At 41.8% G+C, this 21,092-nt stretch carries 14 protein-coding genes; all 14 read left to right on the forward strand.

Going from position 1 to position 21,092, the window contains the following annotated elements:
* Positions 1-89: 89 nt before the first annotated feature.
* A complete protein-coding gene (gene rseP, locus CGICJO_RS06620) occupies positions 90-1,442 on the forward strand; it encodes an RIP metalloprotease RseP (protein ID WP_486500003.1) in 1,353 nt (450 codons plus the stop codon).
* Positions 1,443-1,446: 4 nt separating this feature from the next.
* On the forward strand, positions 1,447-2,490 hold the full coding sequence (gene ispG / locus CGICJO_RS06625; protein WP_486498289.1) for a flavodoxin-dependent (E)-4-hydroxy-3-methylbut-2-enyl-diphosphate synthase: 1,044 nt from the start codon (positions 1,447-1,449) through the stop codon (positions 2,488-2,490).
* Positions 2,491-2,511: 21 nt separating this feature from the next.
* The gene (locus CGICJO_RS06630; RefSeq protein ID WP_486498290.1) at positions 2,512-6,885 is read left to right on the forward strand and encodes a PolC-type DNA polymerase III; all 4,374 of its coding nucleotides are present in this window, start codon (positions 2,512-2,514) and stop codon (positions 6,883-6,885) included.
* A gap of 176 nt (positions 6,886-7,061) precedes the next feature.
* On the forward strand, positions 7,062-8,276 hold the full coding sequence (locus CGICJO_RS06635; protein WP_486498291.1) for an AI-2E family transporter: 1,215 nt from the start codon (positions 7,062-7,064) through the stop codon (positions 8,274-8,276).
* A 106-nt stretch (positions 8,277-8,382) separates the two neighbouring features.
* Entirely contained in the window at positions 8,383-9,573 is a 1,191-nt protein-coding gene (locus tag CGICJO_RS06640) for an ATP phosphoribosyltransferase regulatory subunit (RefSeq protein ID WP_486498292.1), read from the forward strand.
* Positions 9,570-10,205 (forward strand): ATP phosphoribosyltransferase, encoded by a 636-nt coding sequence (gene hisG, locus CGICJO_RS06645; RefSeq protein WP_087377396.1) that lies wholly within the window; start codon positions 9,570-9,572, stop codon positions 10,203-10,205. Before CGICJO_RS06640 ends, hisG begins: the two co-directional genes overlap by 4 nt.
* Positions 10,202-11,491, forward strand: a complete 1,290-nt coding sequence (gene hisD / locus CGICJO_RS06650) for a histidinol dehydrogenase (RefSeq protein WP_486498293.1) — start codon at positions 10,202-10,204, stop codon at positions 11,489-11,491. The genes hisG and hisD overlap by 4 nt, the downstream gene beginning before the upstream one ends.
* A 96-nt stretch (positions 11,492-11,587) precedes the next feature.
* A complete protein-coding gene (hisC, locus tag CGICJO_RS06655) occupies positions 11,588-12,652 on the forward strand; it encodes a histidinol-phosphate transaminase (protein WP_486498294.1) in 1,065 nt (354 codons plus the stop codon).
* 39 nt (positions 12,653-12,691) lie between these two features.
* Entirely contained in the window at positions 12,692-13,270 is a 579-nt protein-coding gene (hisB, locus tag CGICJO_RS06660; protein ID WP_486498295.1) for an imidazoleglycerol-phosphate dehydratase HisB, read from the forward strand.
* Positions 13,271-13,990, forward strand: coding sequence for a 1-(5-phosphoribosyl)-5-[(5-phosphoribosylamino)methylideneamino]imidazole-4-carboxamide isomerase (hisA, locus tag CGICJO_RS06665; protein WP_087377404.1), 720 nt, complete (start codon positions 13,271-13,273; stop codon positions 13,988-13,990).
* Between the two features lie 71 nt (positions 13,991-14,061).
* Positions 14,062-14,376: a phosphoribosyl-AMP cyclohydrolase gene (gene hisI / locus CGICJO_RS06670; RefSeq protein WP_486498296.1), complete on the forward strand. Its 315-nt coding sequence runs from the start codon at positions 14,062-14,064 to the stop codon at positions 14,374-14,376.
* Between the two features lie 17 nt (positions 14,377-14,393).
* Positions 14,394-14,723 (forward strand): phosphoribosyl-ATP diphosphatase, encoded by a 330-nt coding sequence (hisE, locus tag CGICJO_RS06675; protein WP_087377408.1) that lies wholly within the window; start codon positions 14,394-14,396, stop codon positions 14,721-14,723.
* A gap of 30 nt (positions 14,724-14,753) precedes the next feature.
* Positions 14,754-15,260: a hypothetical protein gene (locus CGICJO_RS06680; RefSeq protein ID WP_486498297.1), complete on the forward strand. Its 507-nt coding sequence runs from the start codon at positions 14,754-14,756 to the stop codon at positions 15,258-15,260.
* A gap of 437 nt (positions 15,261-15,697) precedes the next feature.
* The gene (locus CGICJO_RS06685; protein WP_486498298.1) at positions 15,698-21,031 is read left to right on the forward strand and encodes an endo-alpha-N-acetylgalactosaminidase family protein; all 5,334 of its coding nucleotides are present in this window, start codon (positions 15,698-15,700) and stop codon (positions 21,029-21,031) included.
* Positions 21,032-21,092: the final 61 nt, after the last annotated feature.

A 21,092-nucleotide genomic window follows, 5' to 3' on the forward strand; every position in this document is an offset into this window, starting at 1 on the left:
GACATAATTTTTTAAGGTTTGCCGTAGATAATAAGAGTGAATGATTATATAAAATTGGAGATGATTTTATCACAGCTGTTATACTTATTATTATCGGAGTTTTACTGTTTGAATTGATAGTTGGTATTCACGAATTCGGACATTTTATAACCGCAAAGAAAAGCGGAATTCAGGTAAACGAGTTTGCGCTGGGCATGGGCCCGAAGATTTTCGGATTTAAAAAGGGTGAAACCCAGTATTCCTTGAGGCTTATACCTATAGGCGGTTACTGCGCCATGGAGGGTGAGGACGAGGACAGCGAAAACCCCAGGTCCTTTGAAAAGGCTAAAGTATGGAAAAGAATGATCGTTGTAATAGCCGGTGCAGTTATGAACATACTTTTGGGATTTATTCTCATGTTTGTTGTGGTTGTTCAGCAGTATACCTATTCATCCACCACCATTGATTCTTTTCCGGAGCTTTCCTATTCACAGAACAGCGGTTTGCAGGCGGGCGACAAGCTTTTGAAGATAAACGGAACTTCTATTGTAAGCTCCAGGGATATTTCCTTTGCCCTTGCCACCACAAAGCCCGTTGAGGTTGACGGAACAGAGCTTACCGTTTATCAGGAGGACTGCCTTGTAAATCTCTTCTCATTTTTGGGAACAACTCTTTCCGAAAGAAATGAGGCCATAAAAAACGGTGAAACCGATTATATGAGCGATGAAGACGCTCAGGCAATGTACAGCGAATATTTGCAGATTGTCGAAAACGTGAACAGCGCTGAAACTCTGGAAGAGGCTCAGAGCGCATATGAAGATGGATACAAGTCTTTGTATGCTTATGTTTCCGATGAAGAAGCACAGGTTCCTCAGATAGAGGTTAAGGAAAGCAGAACCAGATTCCGTGTTGATATCCTTGTGGAGAGAGCAGGCAGACAGGTGCTTTTGGAGGATGTGGACTTTTACACCTACTTAAATTCAGAAACACAGCAGCCTATGGTTGCGGTGGATTTCTATACGGTTCCTGTAGAGAGAACTTTTTTGACCGCTGTCAGTGAAAGTTTCAAACAGACTGTTTCCATAGGAAAGATGGTATGGGACAGTCTTGTGGGAATTGTAACGGGAAAATTCGGTTTATCTGAGCTTTCAGGCCCAATAGGTACGGCTTCTGCAATTTCTCAGGTTACTTCACAGAGTCTTGCTTCAAGCGGCTTTGTTGATGGTCTTAACACGCTGATATTTATGATGGCTCTTATTACGGTAAACTTGGGCATATTCAATATGCTTCCGTTCCCGGCTCTTGACGGCGGAAGATTTGTTATGCTTATTATTGAAGCTATAAGAAAAAAACCGGTTTCTATGAAGATACAAAACGCAATAAATGCGTCCGGATTTATTATATTGATAGGATTTATGCTGATTATTTCCATGAAGGATATCTGGCAGATAATAGGAGGTTAGAGCTATGGCAAGTAAAAAACAGGTTACTGCGGGAAATGTGAAAATAGGCGGCGGAGCAAAAATTACCATTCAGTCAATGCTGAATGTTCCTGCAAGCGACATTGAAAACAGCGTTAAGCAGGCGGTTGAGCTTGAAAAAGCCGGCTGTGAGATTATAAGAGCGGCTATTCCCAACAAGGAAGCCGTTGCCCTTATTCCGGCTTTGAAAGAAGCTGTGAGTATTCCTGTTGTAGCCGACATTCATTTTGATTACCGTCTTGCTTTGGAGGCGGTTGAAGCGGGAATTGATAAGATAAGAATCAATCCCGGAAATATCGGCTCTGACGACAGGGTAAAGGCTGTGGCTGACGCTTGCAGAAGAAAAAATATACCTATAAGAATAGGCGTGAACTCCGGTTCTCTTGAAAAGGAGATACTTGCAAAATACGGTCATCCCACACCTCAGGCACTCTGTGACAGCGCACTTTATCATGCCTCACTTTTAAATAAGTTTGATTTCGACGACATTGTGCTTTCCATGAAGTCCTCAGATGTTGCAACAATGGTAAAGGCTTATGAGCTTGCGGCTGAACAGTGCGATTATCCTCTGCATTTGGGAGTTACCGAGGCAGGCACTGAGAGAATGGGACTTATTAAATCCGCCGCAGGTATAGGCTCTCTGCTTTTGAAGGGAATAGGCGATACAATAAGAGTTTCCCTTACCGCCGACCCGGTAAAGGAAATATATGCCGCAAAGGATATTTTAAAGGCTTTGGATATTGACAGAAGCGGTATACAGTTCGTTTCATGTCCAACCTGCGGAAGAACAAAGATTGACCTTATCGGCCTTGCAGACGAGGCGGAAAGACGTTTGAGGGACTGCAAGAAAAATATCAAGGTTGCCATAATGGGTTGTGTTGTAAACGGCCCGGGAGAAGCAAGAGAAGCCGACATAGGAATTGCCGGAGGCGACGGCAACGGCCTTGTATTCAGAAAAGGCGAAATTCTGAGAAAGGTTCCCGAGGATAAACTTATAGATGCACTGATTGAAGAAATTGAAAAGCTGTAATTTTTAGAAAAGGAATGTTTGATGAATACTTTAGGAAGAGTGTTTTCCGATTATTTGGAAGAACCGTTTGATGAAAGAATTGCCCGTGGAGAAATCACCGGGGTTAAAATAAATAAATCTAAGCGAACACTGAATCTGTATGTTTCTTTTTCTCAGTACATAGAGAGAAAAACAATATTCAATGGGGAAGAAAAAATTAAGAAAACCGGATTGAATCTTATGGGTGCAAATATCAATCCACGTTTTATAAACGACAATTTTAAAGCAGAGTATTTTCCCGATATGGTGGAGGCTTTAAAACGCCATATTCCAAGAATTAACGGAACCTTTGCAAACGCCGAAGCGGAATGCGACGATGAAAGAAAGGTTATAACCATTGAGTTAAAGCACGGGGGAAAGGCTCTGCTTGACTCCTGTAATTTTGACAGGGAGTTTTCAAAGCTGGTGCAGGCGGAGTTTTCCCAGCACTTTGATATTGAATATAAAGGTGTTCTTGAAATGGACGCAGAAAACGAGGTCTACATTCAGGAACAGCAGCACGCCCAGGAAACAATAAAAAGAGAGGCTGAAACAAAAGCCGCTCAGTTCTATATTGAGGAAGAGGAAAACAGAAACAAGGTTCACGAAAAGAAAGTAAAAGAAAAAGCGGTGGAAAATCCCACCATAGAAATAAGAGAAGGGGACGATCTTACTCCGGGTATTGTCACTTCAACTATAAGACCACTTTACGGCAGGGTTATTAAGGGAAAGATTGTGCCTATAAGAACCCTGGCGGCAGATACGGGAAGAACCGTTGTGTGGGGCGATGTTTTCGGATTTGAAAAGAAAACCACCAAGTCCGGCGACAAGAATATCATAACCATAAACATAACCGACTACACCGGCTCAACCACGGTAAAGGTTTTTAATTCCATTAAAGACTGCGAAGTGCTGGACTCCATAAGCAAAAACGCAACTATTGTTGTTGCCGGAAGCATGGAGTATGACAAGTATGCCGGAGAAATTGTTCTCAACGCCGACTCAATCGGCACTGTAAGCAAAAAAGAGGTTGTTGACAACGCAGAAACAAAGCGTGTGGAGCTTCATATGCACACCAACATGTCATCTATGGACGGTGTTTCTTCTGCTGAGGAGATTGTAAAAAGAGCCGCCAAGTGGGGACACAAGGCTGTTGCCATCACCGACCACGGTGTTGCCCAGGCTTTTCCTGAGGCTATGAACACAGTTGAAGCTCTGAACAAAAGCGGAAACGATATTAAGGTTATTTACGGAACGGAAGCCTATTTTATTGACGACCTGGTAAACTCTGTTGTAGGAAACAGGGATGAGCCTTTAAACGGCACATTTATCTGTTTCGATATTGAAACAACGGGACTTTCTGCGGCAAGGGATAAGATTACCGAAATCGGTGCTGTTAAGGTTGTTAACGGTGAAATTGTCGATGAATTCAACACCTTTGCAAATCCCGAAATGCCTATCCCTGCAAAAATCACGGAGCTTACGGGAATTACCGACGCCATGGTGGCGGATGCACCGTCACAGGAGGAGGCTGTGAGAAGCTTCCTTGAGTTCTGCGACGGAAATGTATTGGTTGCCCACAACGCCGGTTTTGATACATCATTTATCAGAGCCGCCTGCAACAATATGGGGGAAGCCTTTGATTATACCTATATAGACACTGTGGCTATTTCACGTGCGGTTTTAAAGGATATTAAAAACTGTAAGCTGGACACTGTGGCTAAATATCTCCGTTTGGGAGATTTTAATCATCACAGAGCCTGTGATGACGCCATGATTTTGGCTAAGATTTTTGTATCCCTTTGCAGCCGTCTTGAGGCGGACTACAATATCACTCATGTCTGCGATATAAATACTAAGATAAACGGCGGCGACTTTAAAAAGCTGAAGCCTTATCACCAGATAATTCTTGTAAAGAATAAGGTTGGACTTAAAAATCTTTACAAGCTTATTTCAATGGCTCATCTCACATATTTTTATAAAACTCCGAGAATACCTAAGTCGGAGCTTATAAAGCACAGAGAGGGACTTCTCATCGGTTCTGCCTGTGAAGCGGGTCAGCTTATGAGGGCTATAATCGAGGGAAAATCCATAGGCGAGCAGAAAGAAATAGCTTCTTTTTACGATTTCCTGGAAATTCAGCCTACAGGCAACAACATGTTTATGGTTCGTGACGGAATGGTAAACTCTGTTGAGGATTTGCAGAACTTTAACAAGGCTGTTGTAAAGCTGGGAAAAGAGCTTAACAAGCCGGTTGTTGCCACCTGCGACGTCCATTTCCTTGACCCTCACGACAGCGAATACAGAAAAATACTCCAGTTCAGCAAGGGATTTACCGACGCTGACAATCAGGCGCCGCTGTATTTCAGAACCACAGCGGAAATGCTCAAGGAGTTTTCCTATTTGGGCGAGAAAAAAGCCTACGAGGTTGTTGTGGAAAATACAAATAAAATCGCCGATATGATAGAGCGTGTCCGTCCTATTCCTGAGGGAAATTTCCCGCCCTTTATTGAGGGTGCGGAGGAACAGCTCACAAGCATCACATGGCAGAGGGCAAAGGACAAATACGGCGACCCTCTCCCTGATATTGTTAAGGAAAGACTTGACAAGGAGCTTAATTCAATCACAAAATACGGATTCTCCGTTTTGTATATGACCGCTCAGAAGCTTGTTGCCGACAGTGAGGCTCACGGTTATCTGGTTGGTTCACGAGGAAGCGTTGGTTCTTCCTTTGTTGCCACCATGTCCGGTATCTCCGAGGTTAACCCTCTTTGTCCTCACTATGTCTGCCCTAAGTGCAAGCACAGCGAATTTATTACCGACGGCAGTGTGGGTTCCGGATTTGATTTGCCCCCTAAGAACTGTCCTAACTGCGGCGAGGAAATGCACCGTGACGGACACGAAATCCCATTTGAAACATTCCTGGGATTTAAGGGCGACAAGGTTCCTGATATCGACCTTAACTTCAGCGGTGAGTATCAGTCATTTTCTCACCGCTACACGGAAGAGCTTTTCGGCAAGGACAACGTGTTTAAGGCGGGAACTATCGCCACCGTTGCTGATAAAACCGCTTTGGCATATGTAAGAAAATATGAAGAAGAAAAGGGAATTGCTTTCCACAAGGCGGAGCAGGCAAGACTTGCAATAGGATGCACCGGTATTAAAAGAACAACCGGTCAGCACCCGGGAGGCATGGTTGTTGTTCCTAAGGGTATGGAGGTTTACGACTTCTGTCCGGTTCAGCACCCTGCCAACGATATGAAATCAGACAATATAACAACACACTTCGACTTCCACTCCATCCATGATACAATTTGTAAGCTGGATGAGCTTGGACACGATGTTCCGACAATTTACCATTATTTGGAAGAATTTACCGGAATTTCAGTTATGGATGTTTCCATGAGTGACCCCGAGGTTATGTCCTTGTTTACCTCCACAAAAGCTTTGGGTGTAACTCCCGAGGATATCGACTCTCAGACAGGTACTTTCTCACTGCCTGAGGTTGGAACTCACTTTGTTAGAAACATGCTGGTTGAATCACAGCCGAAAACTTTTTCCGACCTTTTGCAGGTTTCCGGACTTTCCCACGGTACCGACGTTTGGATTGGAAACGCCGCTGACCTTATTCACAACGGCACATGCACAATTTCAGAGGTTATCGGTACTCGTGACTCCATTATGACCTATCTTATGCATAAGGGACTGGAGCCGGGCATGGCTTTTAAAATAATGGAAATTGTCAGAAAGGGTAAAGCTACAAAGCTTCTCACAGAGGAGCATTTTAATGCAATGAAGGAGCACAATGTTCCCCAGTGGTACATAGACTCCTGTATGAAGATAAAGTACATGTTCCCGAAAGCCCATGCTGCGGCTTATATGATAGCCACTTTGAGATTGGGCTGGTACAAGGTTCACAAGCCTGTTGAATATTACGCCGCATATTTTACCGTGCGAAACGACGGTTTTGACGGTGAAACAGTTATAAAGGGCAGACAGGCGGTTTTAAATAAGATGCAGCTTATTAAGAACAAGGGAAAGGAAGCCTCCATGAAGGAGCAGGCGGAGCTTCCTATGCTCCAGATAATAAACGAAATGCTTGCAAGAGGCATTGAGGTTTTGCCTATTGATATTTATAAATCAAAGGCGAAAAGGTTTGTTATCGAGGACGGAAAAATAAGACTTCCTTTCTGTGTTCTGTCAGGCGTTGGAATGGCGGCTGCCGAAAGCCTTGAGGAGTGCGGAGAGAAAGAAAAGTATCTTTCCGTTGAGGAAATGCTGAGAATAACAAAAGTTTCAAAATCTGTTATCGAAACTCTGAGAGCGGTGGGAGCCTTGAAGGATTTGCCGGAAAGCTCCCAGATGTCACTGTTTTGATTTTATAAACCCTAGGCAGATTAAATGTCTGCTTGGGGTTTTAAATTTTTATATTACTCAAAATATACAGATTTATGTCGAATAAAGTGAGAAAATGTAGATAAACTCTTGCATTATGGTGATTATTGTAATATGATAGAACCGTATTTTAATTTTTCTTTACGGGGTTGTTTCACTTGAAAGACAATAAGTTTAAAAATGTTATTTTATGGATTACATATGCAGTTCTGCTATTATTTGTAATGCTGAACTTTAAGACAGTATGGGATATAATTTTGAAATTCTTTTCAATAATGACGCCTTTTATATACGGATTTTTGCTGGCTTATATTCTTAATTTCCTTATGCTGTTTTTTGAGAAACGTGTGTTTTTCAAAATAGAAGAGAAAAACAGAAAACTGCGAAGTCTTAATAAAACCCTGTCTTTGATTTGCACGTACATTGTGGCTTTCGGTATTGTCACTTTCCTTGTGGCGATTTTGGTTCCTCAGGTATCTAAAAGCTTTGAGTCCCTGTATCAAAATATGCAGGGGTATTTGAACGGCGCCGAGGAAACGCTCAACGAAGTTCTTGAATTTTTTGACAATACCTTTGGATTAAATCTTATCAGCGAAAATCAGTTAAACAAATTCATTGAAAGAATGGTTTCACTGTTTACAGGCAGTGACATGCAGAATTTCTATAAGGATCTTTTAAATGCAATTTTCCCGGCTGCTATCAATACAGCTTCAAATATTTACAACTGGTTTATTGCAATTATCGTTTCTGTATATTTCCTCGCCTGCAAGGAAAAGCTCTGCGCTCAGGTAAAGGCTGTTTCCTATGCTTATATGCCGAAAAGGGCTTTGAATAAAGCTATTGAAATAGTTAACGTTTCAAATAATATGTGCGGACGATTTTTAATAGGAAAATTAGTTGACTCAATTATCATAGGTATTCTTTGCTTTATAGGTATGAGTATTTTCAGATTTGAATATGCTCCCCTTATCAGCGTTATTGTGGGATTTACAAATATTATACCTGTGTTCGGCCCGTTTATCGGAGCAATCCCAAGCGCATTTTTGCTTTTGCTTATTGACCCTATCCAGTGCCTGTGGTTTGTTGTGTTTATTATAGTTTTGCAGCAGCTGGACGGAAACGTAATAGGCCCGAAGATTTTGGGAAATCAGATAGGTGTTTCCGGTTTCTGGATTATGTTCAGTGTTTTGGTAGGCGGCGGACTTTTCGGTGTTTCCGGAATGGTGCTGGGAGTTCCGGTGTTTGCTGTGATTTACGATCTTTTGGGAAAGAATGTAAAAACAAGATTGAAATACAAAGTGGTAAATCACGGACTTGAAAGTGAAGAAAAGATTGATGTTAAAAATGATACAGAAGAAAATAATGAAGAATAAATGTTGACAAAGATAATTTTTTATGATATCATATTAGCACGCTAAAGCGTTTTAGGTATGTTCTGCCTTTTTTATATAATTGGAAATAAACTGTCAGGAGAAAGTTATGAAAAAATATATGATGATAACTCCCGAGGGAACTAAGGATTTTCTCTTTGAGGAATGTAATGTGTTTGACAGTATCTGTGACAAGATACAAAATGTTTTCGAGGACTTCGGATACAGAAAGGTTATAACTCCGGGTGTGGAGTTTTTCGATTTGTTTTCGGCGGACAGCTGGGGTATTCCTCAGGAGGATATGTTCAAAGCCACCGACAGCAAGGGAAGAATTCTTGTTATGCGTCCGGATTCCACTTTGCCAATCGCAAGAATGGCAGCTACAAGACTAAAAAACCATACATTGCCTATAAGGCTTTATTATAGACAGGCGATTTACCAGAACAAGCCATCCCTTATGGGAAAAAGCTGCGAGGTTTTGCAGATGGGCGTTGAGTATCTTGGCGCTGTTGGAAAGTGCGCAGACCTTGACATAATATCGGCGGCTATCGAGAGCCTTTCCTCTGTTTTTGAGGATTTCAGAATTGAAATAGGTCATGCAGGACTGTTTAAGGTGCTTTCCGATAATCTGAATGTTTCCGAGGAGATTAGAGAGGATATAAGAATTGCTATTGAGAGCAAAAACTATCCTGCTCTTAACGATATTTTGGACGGACTTGAGGACAGTCTCAGCGTCAGAGCTATGAGAAGCCTTCCTAAGCTTTTCGGAGGAATTGATGTTTTGGAAAAGGCTTTGGGAATGGAAGAATTTTCTCCTGCAAGCGGCGAGCTTAACTATATAATGGATTTGTACCGTGGTCTTTGTGAACTGGGTTACGGCGACAAAATTACAATAGACTTGGGACTTGTGCAGAGAAACGACTACTACAGCGGTATAGTATTTTCCGGATATGTGGACGGAAGCGGAGCGGCTATTCTTTCCGGCGGAAGATACGACACACTTCTTGATAATTTCTCAGTTCCTATGGGTGCGGCAGGTTTTGCCCTGAACATAGACGAAATGGCTCAGGTTAAGTTTAAATCGGGATTTTTCGAGCCTTCAACACCTTCGCAGGTTCTTGTTTTTGCGGAAAAGGGCTATGAGGTTGAAGCTGTAAAGTATGCCCGTTCTTTGAGAAAGACAGGTGTTAAAGCTGAGCTTTCCTCCTTTGATAAGGAAGAGGATGCAAAGGCCTATGCAAAAGCCGGCAATATAGGAAAAATAATTAAAGTAAGCGAAGATGTAACGGAGATAAAATGATGAAACCACTTAGAATTGCACTCACAAAGGGCAGACTTGAGAAATCCACCATTGCGCTTTTTGAAGCAATCGGATATGACTGCTCACAGGTTATAAATAAAGGCAGACGCCTTATTCTTCCAATAGGAAACGGAGAAATTGAGGTTGTTCTCGCCAAAGCTGCCGACGTTATCACATATGTTGAACACGGCGTATGTGATTTAGGCGTTGTAGGAAAAGATACAATTTTGGAACAGGGCAGAATTTTCTATGAGCTTCTGGATTTGGGATTCGGAAAATGCCGTTTTGCCCTTGCGGCTCCAAAGGGAAAGGATTTTTACCAGGGCTACGCAGAAAAAACAATAGCTACTAAATATCCAAACGTCACAAAGAACTTTTTCGAGAAAAAGGGAATGGACGTAAGAATTATAAAAATAGAGGGTTCGGTGGAGCTTGCACCGCTTGTTGGACTTTCCGACGGAATTGTTGATATAGTTGAAACAGGCTCTACCCTTAAAGAAAACGGACTTGAGGTTATTGAGGACGTTGTTCCTGTTTCCGCAAGACTTATTGCAAATATTGCAAGCTTAAAGCTGAGAAAACAGGAGATTGAAGGTTTGGTTGATAAGATAAAGGAGGAAATTTCCAAATGATACCAAAGGTTATTGCCGACGGCAAAAAGGAATATGACTTTATAAAAGAACTGAAACTGAGAGCTGAAAACTCCGACAAGGATGTTGTGCCTGCTGTTTCAGAGATAATAAATAATGTAAGGGAAAACGGCGACAAGGCGGTTTATGACTACACCGTAAAGTTTGACGGCAAAGCCCCTGAAAAAACAGAGATTACAAAGGATGAAATAGAAGAGCTTATCAAAGACTGCGAGCCTTTATTTATGGAAGCCATAACAAAAGCGGCGGCAAATATTAAGGATTTCCACGCAAGACAGGTTCAGCAGAGCTGGCTTACCACCAAGGAAAACGGCGTTATTATGGGTCAGCGTGTAAGAGGTCTTAAAAGAGTGGGAATTTATGTGCCGGGCGGCACAGCGGCTTATCCATCATCTGTTCTTATGAACGCAATTCCTGCAAAGCTTGCCGGTGTTGAAGAGGTTATAATGGTTACTCCTCCATGTAAGGACGGAAAACCTAATCCCAACATCATGGCGGCGGCAAAAATCGCAGGTGTTGACAGGGTATTCCTTATGGGCGGCGCTCAGGCGGTAGCGGCTTTGGCTTACGGAACCGAAACAGTTCCAAAGGTTGACAAAATCGTAGGCCCTGGAAATATTTTCGTTGCAACTGCAAAGAAGCTCCTTTACGGAGTGGTTGACATAGATATGATTGCAGGCCCAAGCGAAATTTTGATTGTGGCTGACAAAACAGCAAATCCGAAATTCCTTGCGGCTGACCTTATGAGCCAGGCCGAACACGACAGACTTGCTTCTTCAATTCTCCTTACAACCAGCGATGAAATCGCAGTTGAAACTGAAAAAGAGGTTTTAAGACAGGTTGAAAAGCTTTCAAGAAAGGATATTATAGAATATTCCCTTTCAAACTTCGGAGCTATAATTGTATGCAGTGACATGACTCAGGCTGTGGACTTTGCAAACGAGCTTGCACCTGAACACCTGGAGGTTTGCTGTGAAAATCCAATGGAATATGTTGGAAAGCTTCACAATGCAGGTTCTGTATTTTTGGGAAATTACAGTCCTGAACCTTTGGGCGATTATTTTGCAGGCCCTAACCATGTGCTTCCAACCAGCGGAACAGCCAGATTTTTCTCACCGCTTTCCGTTGACAGCTTCGTTAAAAAGTCAAGCTTTATTTACTATACAGAGGATGCTCTGAAAAAGGACGCAGAGCTTATAGAGGAGTTTGCGAAAAAAGAGGGACTTACCGCTCACGCAAACAGTATTACAGTCAGATTTGAAGATTGATTTTAAATTTATCCCGGCAGGCAGTTGCTTTGGAAAGTTTTTTCCTGCCGGGTTTCTTTTTATTCAGTGACATTAAAAACTATGAAGGTGATATAAATGGCATATAGTCTTAATCAGAAAATCAAAGACCTTGAACCCTATGAACCCATAAGCGGTACATATAAAATAAGATTGGACGCTAACGAAAGTCCTTTTTCATATACAGATGAAATCAAAGAAAAAATTGCCGAAGCCGTAAAGACTATTGATTACAACAGATACCCGGACCCTATGGCTGAGGAGCTCTGCGAAGCTTTTGCGGATTTTTACGGAGTTGATAAAAAGCTTGTAACTGCCGCCAACGGTTCAGACGAGCTTATAAGCGTTATTGAAACTTCCTTTTTAATGAAAGGGGAAAAGCTTCTCTTTATTGCTCCGGATTTTTCTATGTATAAATTTTACAGCTCAATATGCGAGGCTGAATGTGTTCAGATTAACAAAAATCCTGAACTTGAAATCACCGCCGACGAAATGATAAAGGCAATTAAGGACAGCGGCGCAAAATGTGTTATTTTCTCAAATCCCTGCAACCCGACAGGTCAGGGACTTGACAGAGAGGCGATAAGAAAAATCGTTTCATCCGTTGACGCTTTGATTGTGGACGACGAAGCTTACATGGATTTCTGGGATCAGTCAATGATAGGCGAAACAGAAAATTACGACAATCTGATTGTTCTGAGAACCGCTTCAAAGGCTTTTGGTTCTGCGGCTTTAAGACTTGGTTTTGCTGTTGCCAATGAGAAAATTACAAGAGCCATGAAAGCTGTAAAATCCCCATATAATGTAAACTCTGTTTCTCAGAAAGTAGGCACAATAATTTACAGGGAAAAGGAATATTTTAAAAAATCTCTTTCATCTATTGTATACAATAGAGATTTGCTGTATAATGGATTGAGAAATTGTAGCTGTTTTACCGATGACTTTAGGGTTTATCCAACAGTTACCAATTTCGTTTTTGTAAAAACAACCATGGCTTTGGACATTTGGAAATACCTTTTGTCGAAATCCGTAGCTATAAGGTATATGGGAGAATATATAAGAATTTCTGCCGGCACAGACGAAGAAACTGCATTTGTTCTTGCAGAGATTGAAAACTATTTAAAAAATTTAAAGAAGAATTGATTTCTGATTTTTGAATATATTTAGCTTTAGGAGAAAATTATGAGAACCGCACAGATTGAAAGAAATACCAAAGAAACAAAAATAAATCTGTCTCTTAACTTGGACGGAGGCGAAATTTCCATAAACACGGGAGTTGGCTTTTTTGACCATATGCTCAATTCCTTTGCAATTCACGGAGGTTTCGGACTTTGTGTAAAGGTTGAGGGTGATTTGCAGGTTGACTGCCACCACACAATAGAGGATGTGGGAATAGTTTTGGGTTCTGCTTTTTCTCAGGCTTTGGGCAACAAGGGAGGCATTGAAAGGTTCGGAAGCTTTTACGTTCCTATGGACGAAGCTTTGGCTTTTGCCGCCGTCGATATAAGCGGCAGACCTTATCTTGTTTTTAAAGGCGATTTTCCGCAGGACAGGTGCGGAGAATATGACTGCTGTATGACTGAAGAGTTTTTCAGAGCTTTTGCCTTTAACGGCGGAATAACTCTTCATGTTTCCGCTGAATACGGAAAAAATTCTCACCATATGGTTGAGGCTATGTTTAAGGCCGTGGCTCATGCCATGAGACTTGCCGTAAAACAAAGAGGAAGTAATGAGGTATTATCTGCGAAGGGAGTTTTGTAAATGATAGTAATTCCTGCCATTGATATTAAGGATGGAAATTGTGTTAGATTATTTAAAGGTGATTATTCAACGGTACATAAAGTTGCTGAAAATGCGGTAGAAACAGCACTTGCGTTCCAAAATGCAGGAGCAAAATGGATTCATATGGTTGACCTTGACGGTGCAAAGGACGGAAAAAGGGTTAATTCTCAGATTTTTCTTGATGTTGCAAAAAATACCGATCTTAAAATTGAGCTTGGCGGCGGTATAAGAGATATGGAGTCCATAGAATATTATCTTTCAAACGGTATATCAAAGGTTATTCTCGGCTCTGCTGCCGTTAAAAAACCTGAGTTTGTAAAAGAAGCTTTGAAAGTTTACGGCGATAAAATCGTCGTTGGCATTGACGCCAAAAACGGAATGGTTAAGGCGGAAGGCTGGATAGATTCTTCCGAGATTCATTATATAGAGCTTGCAAAAAGAATGGAGTCCTTCGGCGTTAATACAATTATTTACACCGACATAGACCAGGACGGAACTCTTGCCGGCCCTAATCTCAATGATTTGGATCAGCTGGCACATGCTGTATCCTGTAATATTATTGCAAGCGGCGGCGTTGCCAATCTTAAGGATATTATTAACCTTGCAGAAATTGATATTTTCGGTGCAATATGCGGCAAGGCTATTTATACAGGGGATTTGGATTTGCGCCTTGCAATTCAGATTTGCAGTAAAGTTTAAAATAAAAGTGCAGTCACGCTATACTATATATATAATAGATAACAGCTGTTGACTGCAGAGCGGAGTAGAAAATGGATTTTGATAAGTATTTTAAAAAGCATGAATTGATTCCGGCGATTATTCAGGAAAAGTCCACCGGTGAGGTTTTGATGCTTGCTTATATGAACCGTGAGTCCATGGAAAAAACCTTTGAAACAGGCTATACATGGTTTTACAGCAGAAGCAGACAGGAGCTTTGGAACAAAGGAGCTACTTCAGGACATTTCCAGAAGGTATGTGAGATTTTTTCCGATTGTGACGACGACACTTTGCTTATAACAGTTGAGCAGACAGGAGCTGCATGTCACACAGGAAACCACAGTTGTTTCTATACTAAAATAAAGTAATTGAGAGGTAAACATAAATGACAGACGAAGTTTTGAAAAGCTTATACGAAACAGTTCTTGACAGAAAGGCAAACAACGAGGAGGGTTCATACACCTGCTATCTTTTTGAAAAGGGACTGGATAAGATTCTGAAAAAGGTTGGAGAAGAGTGCAGCGAAACAATAATCGCAGCTAAAAACGGTGATAACAGCGAAACTGTTCTTGAAATCTCTGATTTGATTTACCACCTTATGGTTATGATGGTTCAGCAGGGCATAACTCTTGAAGAAGTTATGGCAGAGCTGGACAAGAGAAGTGCTAAAAAAGGAAACTTAAAGAAATTTCATCAGGTTGACAAGAATACCTGATTGAAAAATATATTTTAAGGAGTATTAAAAATGAAAAGTAGAACAAAAATTGTATCTCTCGTACTGTTCCTTGCAATGATGATTTCTGTTTTTGCAGGCTGCGGCTCAGCCGAGAACAAAGAGTTTTCATCAAACGGTTTTACCGTTACATTGCCGGGCAATGCTAAGGAAATGGATCAGAGCCTTGGTTATACTGCATGCTATCAGGTTGGCAATGACATTGTTGTAGCAGCTATCGAGGAGACAAAAAGCTCTTTGCAGTCATTGGGACTTTCCGAGGATGCAACAGTTGAGGAGTATGCAGCTCTTGTGGCAGAAGTAAATGGCTACAGTGCAGATGATATCAAAACACTTACAGGAACAGATGCTCCATACTTTGAGTATTCTTCAACAGTAAGCGATGTTGAATATAATTACATGGGCGTTTGCTATGAGTCTGAAGAATCTTTCTGGTTTGTAAACTTCGGAACTACAGCAAGCAAATTTGATTCTGTAAAAGAAGATTTTGAAAGATGGGCAGCAAGCGTTAAGGTTTGACTATTTGAATGAAATATAATGAAAAGCAGTGAGAAAACTCGCTGCTTTTTCTTTTTTAAAGTCAGTTTAAGGTACGGTAGTAATGAATTTGTTTTACAGAAGGCAATTTTTGTACAATATATCCATGTGAAAATGAGAGAAATAAAAAAATGTTAATTTCTTGCTCGGTAACTATTATAAAAAAATTCATTATTTAATAATTATTTCTTTTATTTTCCTTTTGTTCATTTATTGACTTGATTTTTTTGTGTATTATATACATTCATTTTCTTATAAATCGAATTTTTCGGGTGATTTATCCTAAATAAAACATGTGAAAATGTTGACTTTTTTCCGTTTAATGATATAATTAGAACAAGAGGCAGTCTGCGTACTGCCAGTACCCGTCAAGATTAGTATGCGGATCTTTTCGGGAATTTTTGAAAGGAGATTTAATAATGAGAACAGAAAACAAACAGTTCAAAAAAGTGCTTTCTGTGATACTCAGCATCTGCATGCTGTTATCCATAGTTCCATCTATGGTATTTGCAGAAGGCGAAGGTTCCGGCTGGACTCAGGAAAAATCTGACACAACCGACGTCATCAATGAGCTGACTGAAGATGGTTGGTGGCATTTTAAATCCGGTCCTAATAACGGAAACAACCCAAATCCAAGCAAGAACCCAGCTACCTTTGTTAACGACACAATGGTAATTGAAAATATGGGTACTTTGGATTGGGATATTAAGGCTGTAAACGATGCTTCAACTACACGTTTTGGTATTTGGCTTAAATACTCAGATACCAACAATGGCATGTTCATCGGTTACGATAAAGGTGGTTGGTTCTGGCAGAACTACGGTGCAACAGGTGAAACATGGTACAATGGTACCAGAGTAAAGGGTCCTAACGCAGGCGAAACAGTCAGACTTCAGCTTACATGGACAGACAATAAGTTTATTAAAGCTACAGTTAACGGTCAAGGCCTCTTTGAAGGTAGTATTCCTGACTTTGCATATGCAGAGGGCGACAAGATTGCTATCAAGTGCGGTTCTTACAACGGCACAAGTGGTATGGAGCTTACAGAAGTTTATGTAAGAGAGCATAAGGATGAAGAGCCTACAACAGAGCCAACTTCAAGCACAGAGCCTCCAGAGGTTCCTGTAGATCCTGACAGAGAGACTGTTGTTCTTACAAACGACGCTATGAACGTTACTGTAGACGCTAAGTTCCCAAGAGTTATTAAGTACGACCTTGCAAATGGAAACGTTGTTTATGGTCAGACAAAAACTCTTGACACTATCAGAATCAACGGTGTTGATCTTACAGTAGATCCTGAAACAGTAGTAACTACAGAAGCTGCTGACAAGGTTACATATAAGTTCCCTCTCAAGTCAGAGGACAACACAATTGATATGGAAATGACATGCGAACTTGTTATTGAGAATAACACTTTGGCATTCAACATTACAGAAATCAAAAATAATCTTGATTCTCAGGTTAACCCAATCTTGAAGATTTACATTCCACAGCACAGCTTGGTATCTGTAAATGCAAATGATGATGCTTCAAACCTCTTCGGCGCAATCATTTCTTCAAAGACAAAGGTTGACGGCGACGAGTACTTCAAGCTTACAAGCACATCTGCAAACAAGACAACTGACTACGCATACGCAGTTATCTCTGATTCTAAGATCAGTGCTTCTATGGAATCAAACTCAACAGTTGATGGCAGAGTTGTAAGCGGAGGCTTCAGTGGTGCAGGCGCTAACAACACAAGAATCGTATCTGAGGTTTACGACGGTGCTGTTCCTAACGCAGACGGCGAATATGAGACAGTTAAGACTCTCGGACTTCAGAGTAATACATGGGACTATCAGTACAGAGTAACAACAAATGTTGGAAGCGCTACAAACACAACAACATATGTTTATAACCCTGTTGATATGCCATATGTAAGAGTTGTAATCACAGGCGACGAGAATGGCGACGAAGTTATCAACTGGAACGATGGTGCTATTGCTTTCCGTGATATTTCTCACAAAATCGCTAAATCTGACGAAGTTCCTGAGTTGGTTGGATATCGTATTTCCATGAACTTCGGCGGACAGGCTCAGAACCCATTCCTCACAACTCTTGATAACGTTAAGAGAGTTGCTGCTCATACAGACGGTCTTGGACAGTCAATCCTCCTCAAGGGTTATGCAAGTGAAGGTCATGACTCAGGTCACCCAGACTACTGGAATATCGGTGAGAGAATCGGTGGAGCAGAGGATATGAATACACTCCTTACAAAGGGTAAGGAATACGGCGCAGTATTCGGTATCCATGTAAATGCTTCCGAGTTCTATCCAGAAGCAGAGGCATTCAACGAGAATCGTATTAAGTGGAATGTTACAGGTACACCTAACTACGGTTGGAACTGGATTGACCAGGGTATCAACATGAACGGTTGGTACGATATGGCTAACTATGATCCTGATGCAACATATGATGATCTCTACAGAGAAAATCGTTTCCAGAAGCTTTATGAATTGGTTGGCACAAACCTCGACTTCGTATACGTTGACGTTTGGGGCAACGGACAGACTCCTTCTGACGGTACTTGGGGAACAAGAGTAATTTCTCAGGAAATCACAGAGAGAGGCTGGAGAATGGCTAATGAGTGGGGTGTTGCAAACGACTGGGATGCAACATTTACACACTGGTCAACAGACCTTACATACGGCGGAGCAGACCTTAAGGGTGTTAACTCCACACTTATCAGATTTATCAGAAACCATCAGAAGGACGTATGGGTAGGCGACTATCCTTCATATGGCGGCGAAGCTCAGGCTCCTCTCCTCGGTGGTATGAACATGAAGGACTTCGAAGGCTGGCAGGGTAGAAATGACTACGATGCTTGGATTAGAAACCTTTATACACACAATCTTTCAACAAAATTCTTGCAGCACTTCGAAGTAGTATCTTGGGAGTATGCAAATGACGCAGATCCTACAGTTCCTACATCAGCTGATTGGACACCTTCTGTAAAGGCTGTTCTCCGTGACGATGCAGGCAACGAAGTAGTAGTAACAAGAAAGTCAAGCGATCCTAACAGCGCAGAATTCAGAGAGAGAGTTATCACATTTAACGGTATTACAGTTCTTGACGGTTCTGAAAACCGTGGTGACAACGACAACTCTAAGGGTAACCAGACATACCTCATCCCATGGCTTTGGGATTCTTCAACAGGTGAGTTCCTTGATTCTAAGGACGAGAAACTCTATCACTGGAACACAGCAGGCGGCACAACAACTTGGACACTTCCTGAGTCTTGGAGCGATGTATCAGAAGTTAAGTACTACAAGCTTACAGACCTTGGCGCAGTAGAAGAGCAGATTATCGAAGTTGACGAAAACCGTCAGATTACAATTGAGGCAGACGCTGAAACTCCTTACATCGTTAAGAAGGGCGACGCTACAAAACTCGAGATCGTATGGTCAGAGGGTATGCACATTGTAGACGCTGGTTTCAACAGCGGTATTGATAACATTCTCACATTGTGGGATGTAGAAACAGCAGACATCAATTACGGCGATGTAAATGGTGACGAAGCTATAAACATTAACGACGCATCACTTGTTCAGCTCTTTATCAATAAGAATGCTGGCACAACAATCAACGAGAAGGCTGCTGATGTTAACAAGGATGGTATCATCACAGTTGCTGACGTAACAGCAATTCAGCTTATCGCAGCAGGCAGAACAGAGGCTCCTACAGTTTCTGGTACAGCTACAGTTCAGAAGAGCCAGTACAGCAACCCAATGTTCGTACTTAACGGCGAAATCAGCGCAAAGCAGGAGCTCACAGATCTTACAGCAGGTACACAGTACGCTGTATATCTCGGCGTTGACAACAGAAGCAACAGCAATGCATATGTAAGAATCCTTGATTCTAACGGCAATGTTGTAGCAGAAAACTACACAAACAGATCTATAGCTAAGAACTATATCAAGGCTTATACACATAGTAACTCAAGTGCTACAATCGGCGGCACAAGCTACTTCCAGAACATTTACTTGTTCTTCACTCCTGTTGAAGGTGAGAAGTATTACCTCCAGCTCGAGCAGACAGGTACAGGCAATGTTTACTTCGACGATATCAGAATCACAGAGAGCGACGCTTCCTTCTTTGAGTACGATGAAGAAGGCAATGTAGTAAGCTTCTACAATGATTTCGAGAAGAACGTTCAGGGTGTTTACCCATTCGTAATCGGCGGAATCGAAGGCGTTGAGGATAACAGAACTCACCTCTCCGAGCTCCACGATCCTTACACACAGGCTGGCTGGGATATCAAGAAGCTTGACGACGTTATCGACGGCGAGTGGTCCGTAAAGGTTAACGGTCTTGTTCAGAGAAATAACATGGTTATGCAGACAATTCCTCAGAACTTCCGCTTCGAGCCAGGCGTAACATACGATATTTCCTTCGACTATGAAATCGGTACAGCCGGTACATACGGCGTTGTATACGGAGAAGGCGAGTACAGAAGCAATTCTTATTCACTCCTCCCACTCAACGAGCAGGCTATCACAGATGAAGGTACAAGCAAGCATACATTCTCCTTCAGCCTTATCGGCGGCGAGAGCGGACAGACTTGGTTCGGTATCTACTCAACATCTAAGGCTCCTGAGAATACAGACTCCTTCATCGGTTATAAGGATCTCGTAATTGATAATGTAAGCATTAAGGTTAGTAAGTCTGACAAATCAGAAATGATGGCAGCATATGAGAAGTATTCCGGCCTCAACGAGGTTGACTACGCTCCAGATCAGTGGGCAGTATTCGCAGAGGCTCTCGCAAATGTAGAGGCATTGTTCCAGAATTCTGATGCAGAGCAGGCAGAAGTTGATGCAGCTACACAGGCTCTCATCGATGCAGCAGAAGCTCTTGAAGTTGCCTACGGCACAATCACAATCACAGTTAAGAACGAAGAGGGCGAAGTAATCCCAGGTGCAAAGGTTGCTCTTGATTGCTATAATGATGATTCAATCGCAAAGCAGACAGGCGTAGCTGATGAGAATGGTATGGTTACATTTGAGAATCTCAGAAACAGAGAGTATGGCGCAAGCGCATCTGCTGACGGCTATACAACAAGATACGGCGTAACAGCTCCTATCGTTCTTAATGAGGTTACAAATACAGACGTTGTTCTTAACGCAGTAAGTGCTGACGGTCTCTTGGCAGAGTACAACTTTGATGACGGTGACGTTTCAATGCTTGTTAACCAGGAAGACAATGCAGGCGGCGATGTAACAGTTACAGCAGTTGACGGAAAGGCTCAGATTAGATTCCCTGGCGGCGGCAGAGCTAACGTATTTATCGAGGACGAAGGTCTTGACAGAGTTAAGAATGGTCGTATCGAATTTGACGTTACAACAATGTCCGCAAACGGTATCAGATTTGGTGTTAACTTCCGTGCAGCAAATATGAACCAGAGAATCTGGACAGGTGTAGGCGATGCTAACAACCAGTACTTCTATGAGTGGTGGAATGGTTCAGCTAACAGCTGGTCATCAATGTTCAGCAATAATGAGTACTTCACAAGCGGCAATACAGTTCATGTTGTAGCTGAAATAAGCAACAATAGAGTTAAGCTTACAGTAGATGATGTTGTTTTGGTTAACTCAACTGTCACTGGTGGAATACCAACAGACGGCGGTTGGTTTGGATTTGAGTGCAGAAATGCTAACTCTTTCCAGATTGACAACGTTAAAATCTATACAGCTGACACAGATCCTGTTTTCTAATTTAAAATCTCTTTTTCAAGAATAGTAAAGCTTTTCCCGTGAAAAAGCTTTACACGGCGGC

The sequence above is a fragment of the Candidatus Limousia pullorum genome, from assembly GCF_057405065.1.

What these genes read in the sequence shown, in the direction of transcription:
- hisI (WP_486498296.1), top strand. Translation starts at nt 14,062, where the DNA reads ATGGATTTTGATAAGTATTTTAAAAAGCATGAATTGATTCCGGCGATT.
- hisD (WP_486498293.1), top strand. Translation starts at nt 10,202, where the DNA reads ATGATACCAAAGGTTATTGCCGACGGCAAAAAGGAATATGACTTTATA.
- CGICJO_RS06685 (WP_486498298.1), top strand. Translation starts at nt 15,698, where the DNA reads ATGAGAACAGAAAACAAACAGTTCAAAAAAGTGCTTTCTGTGATACTC.
- hisE (WP_087377408.1), top strand. Translation starts at nt 14,394, where the DNA reads ATGACAGACGAAGTTTTGAAAAGCTTATACGAAACAGTTCTTGACAGA.
- CGICJO_RS06630 (WP_486498290.1), top strand. Translation starts at nt 2,512, where the DNA reads ATGAATACTTTAGGAAGAGTGTTTTCCGATTATTTGGAAGAACCGTTT.
- hisC (WP_486498294.1), top strand. Translation starts at nt 11,588, where the DNA reads ATGGCATATAGTCTTAATCAGAAAATCAAAGACCTTGAACCCTATGAA.
- CGICJO_RS06680 (WP_486498297.1), top strand. Translation starts at nt 14,754, where the DNA reads ATGAAAAGTAGAACAAAAATTGTATCTCTCGTACTGTTCCTTGCAATG.
- hisA (WP_087377404.1), top strand. Translation starts at nt 13,271, where the DNA reads ATGATAGTAATTCCTGCCATTGATATTAAGGATGGAAATTGTGTTAGA.
- hisB (WP_486498295.1), top strand. Translation starts at nt 12,692, where the DNA reads ATGAGAACCGCACAGATTGAAAGAAATACCAAAGAAACAAAAATAAAT.
- ispG (WP_486498289.1), top strand. Translation starts at nt 1,447, where the DNA reads ATGGCAAGTAAAAAACAGGTTACTGCGGGAAATGTGAAAATAGGCGGC.
- hisG (WP_087377396.1), top strand. Translation starts at nt 9,570, where the DNA reads ATGATGAAACCACTTAGAATTGCACTCACAAAGGGCAGACTTGAGAAA.
- CGICJO_RS06640 (WP_486498292.1), top strand. Translation starts at nt 8,383, where the DNA reads ATGAAAAAATATATGATGATAACTCCCGAGGGAACTAAGGATTTTCTC.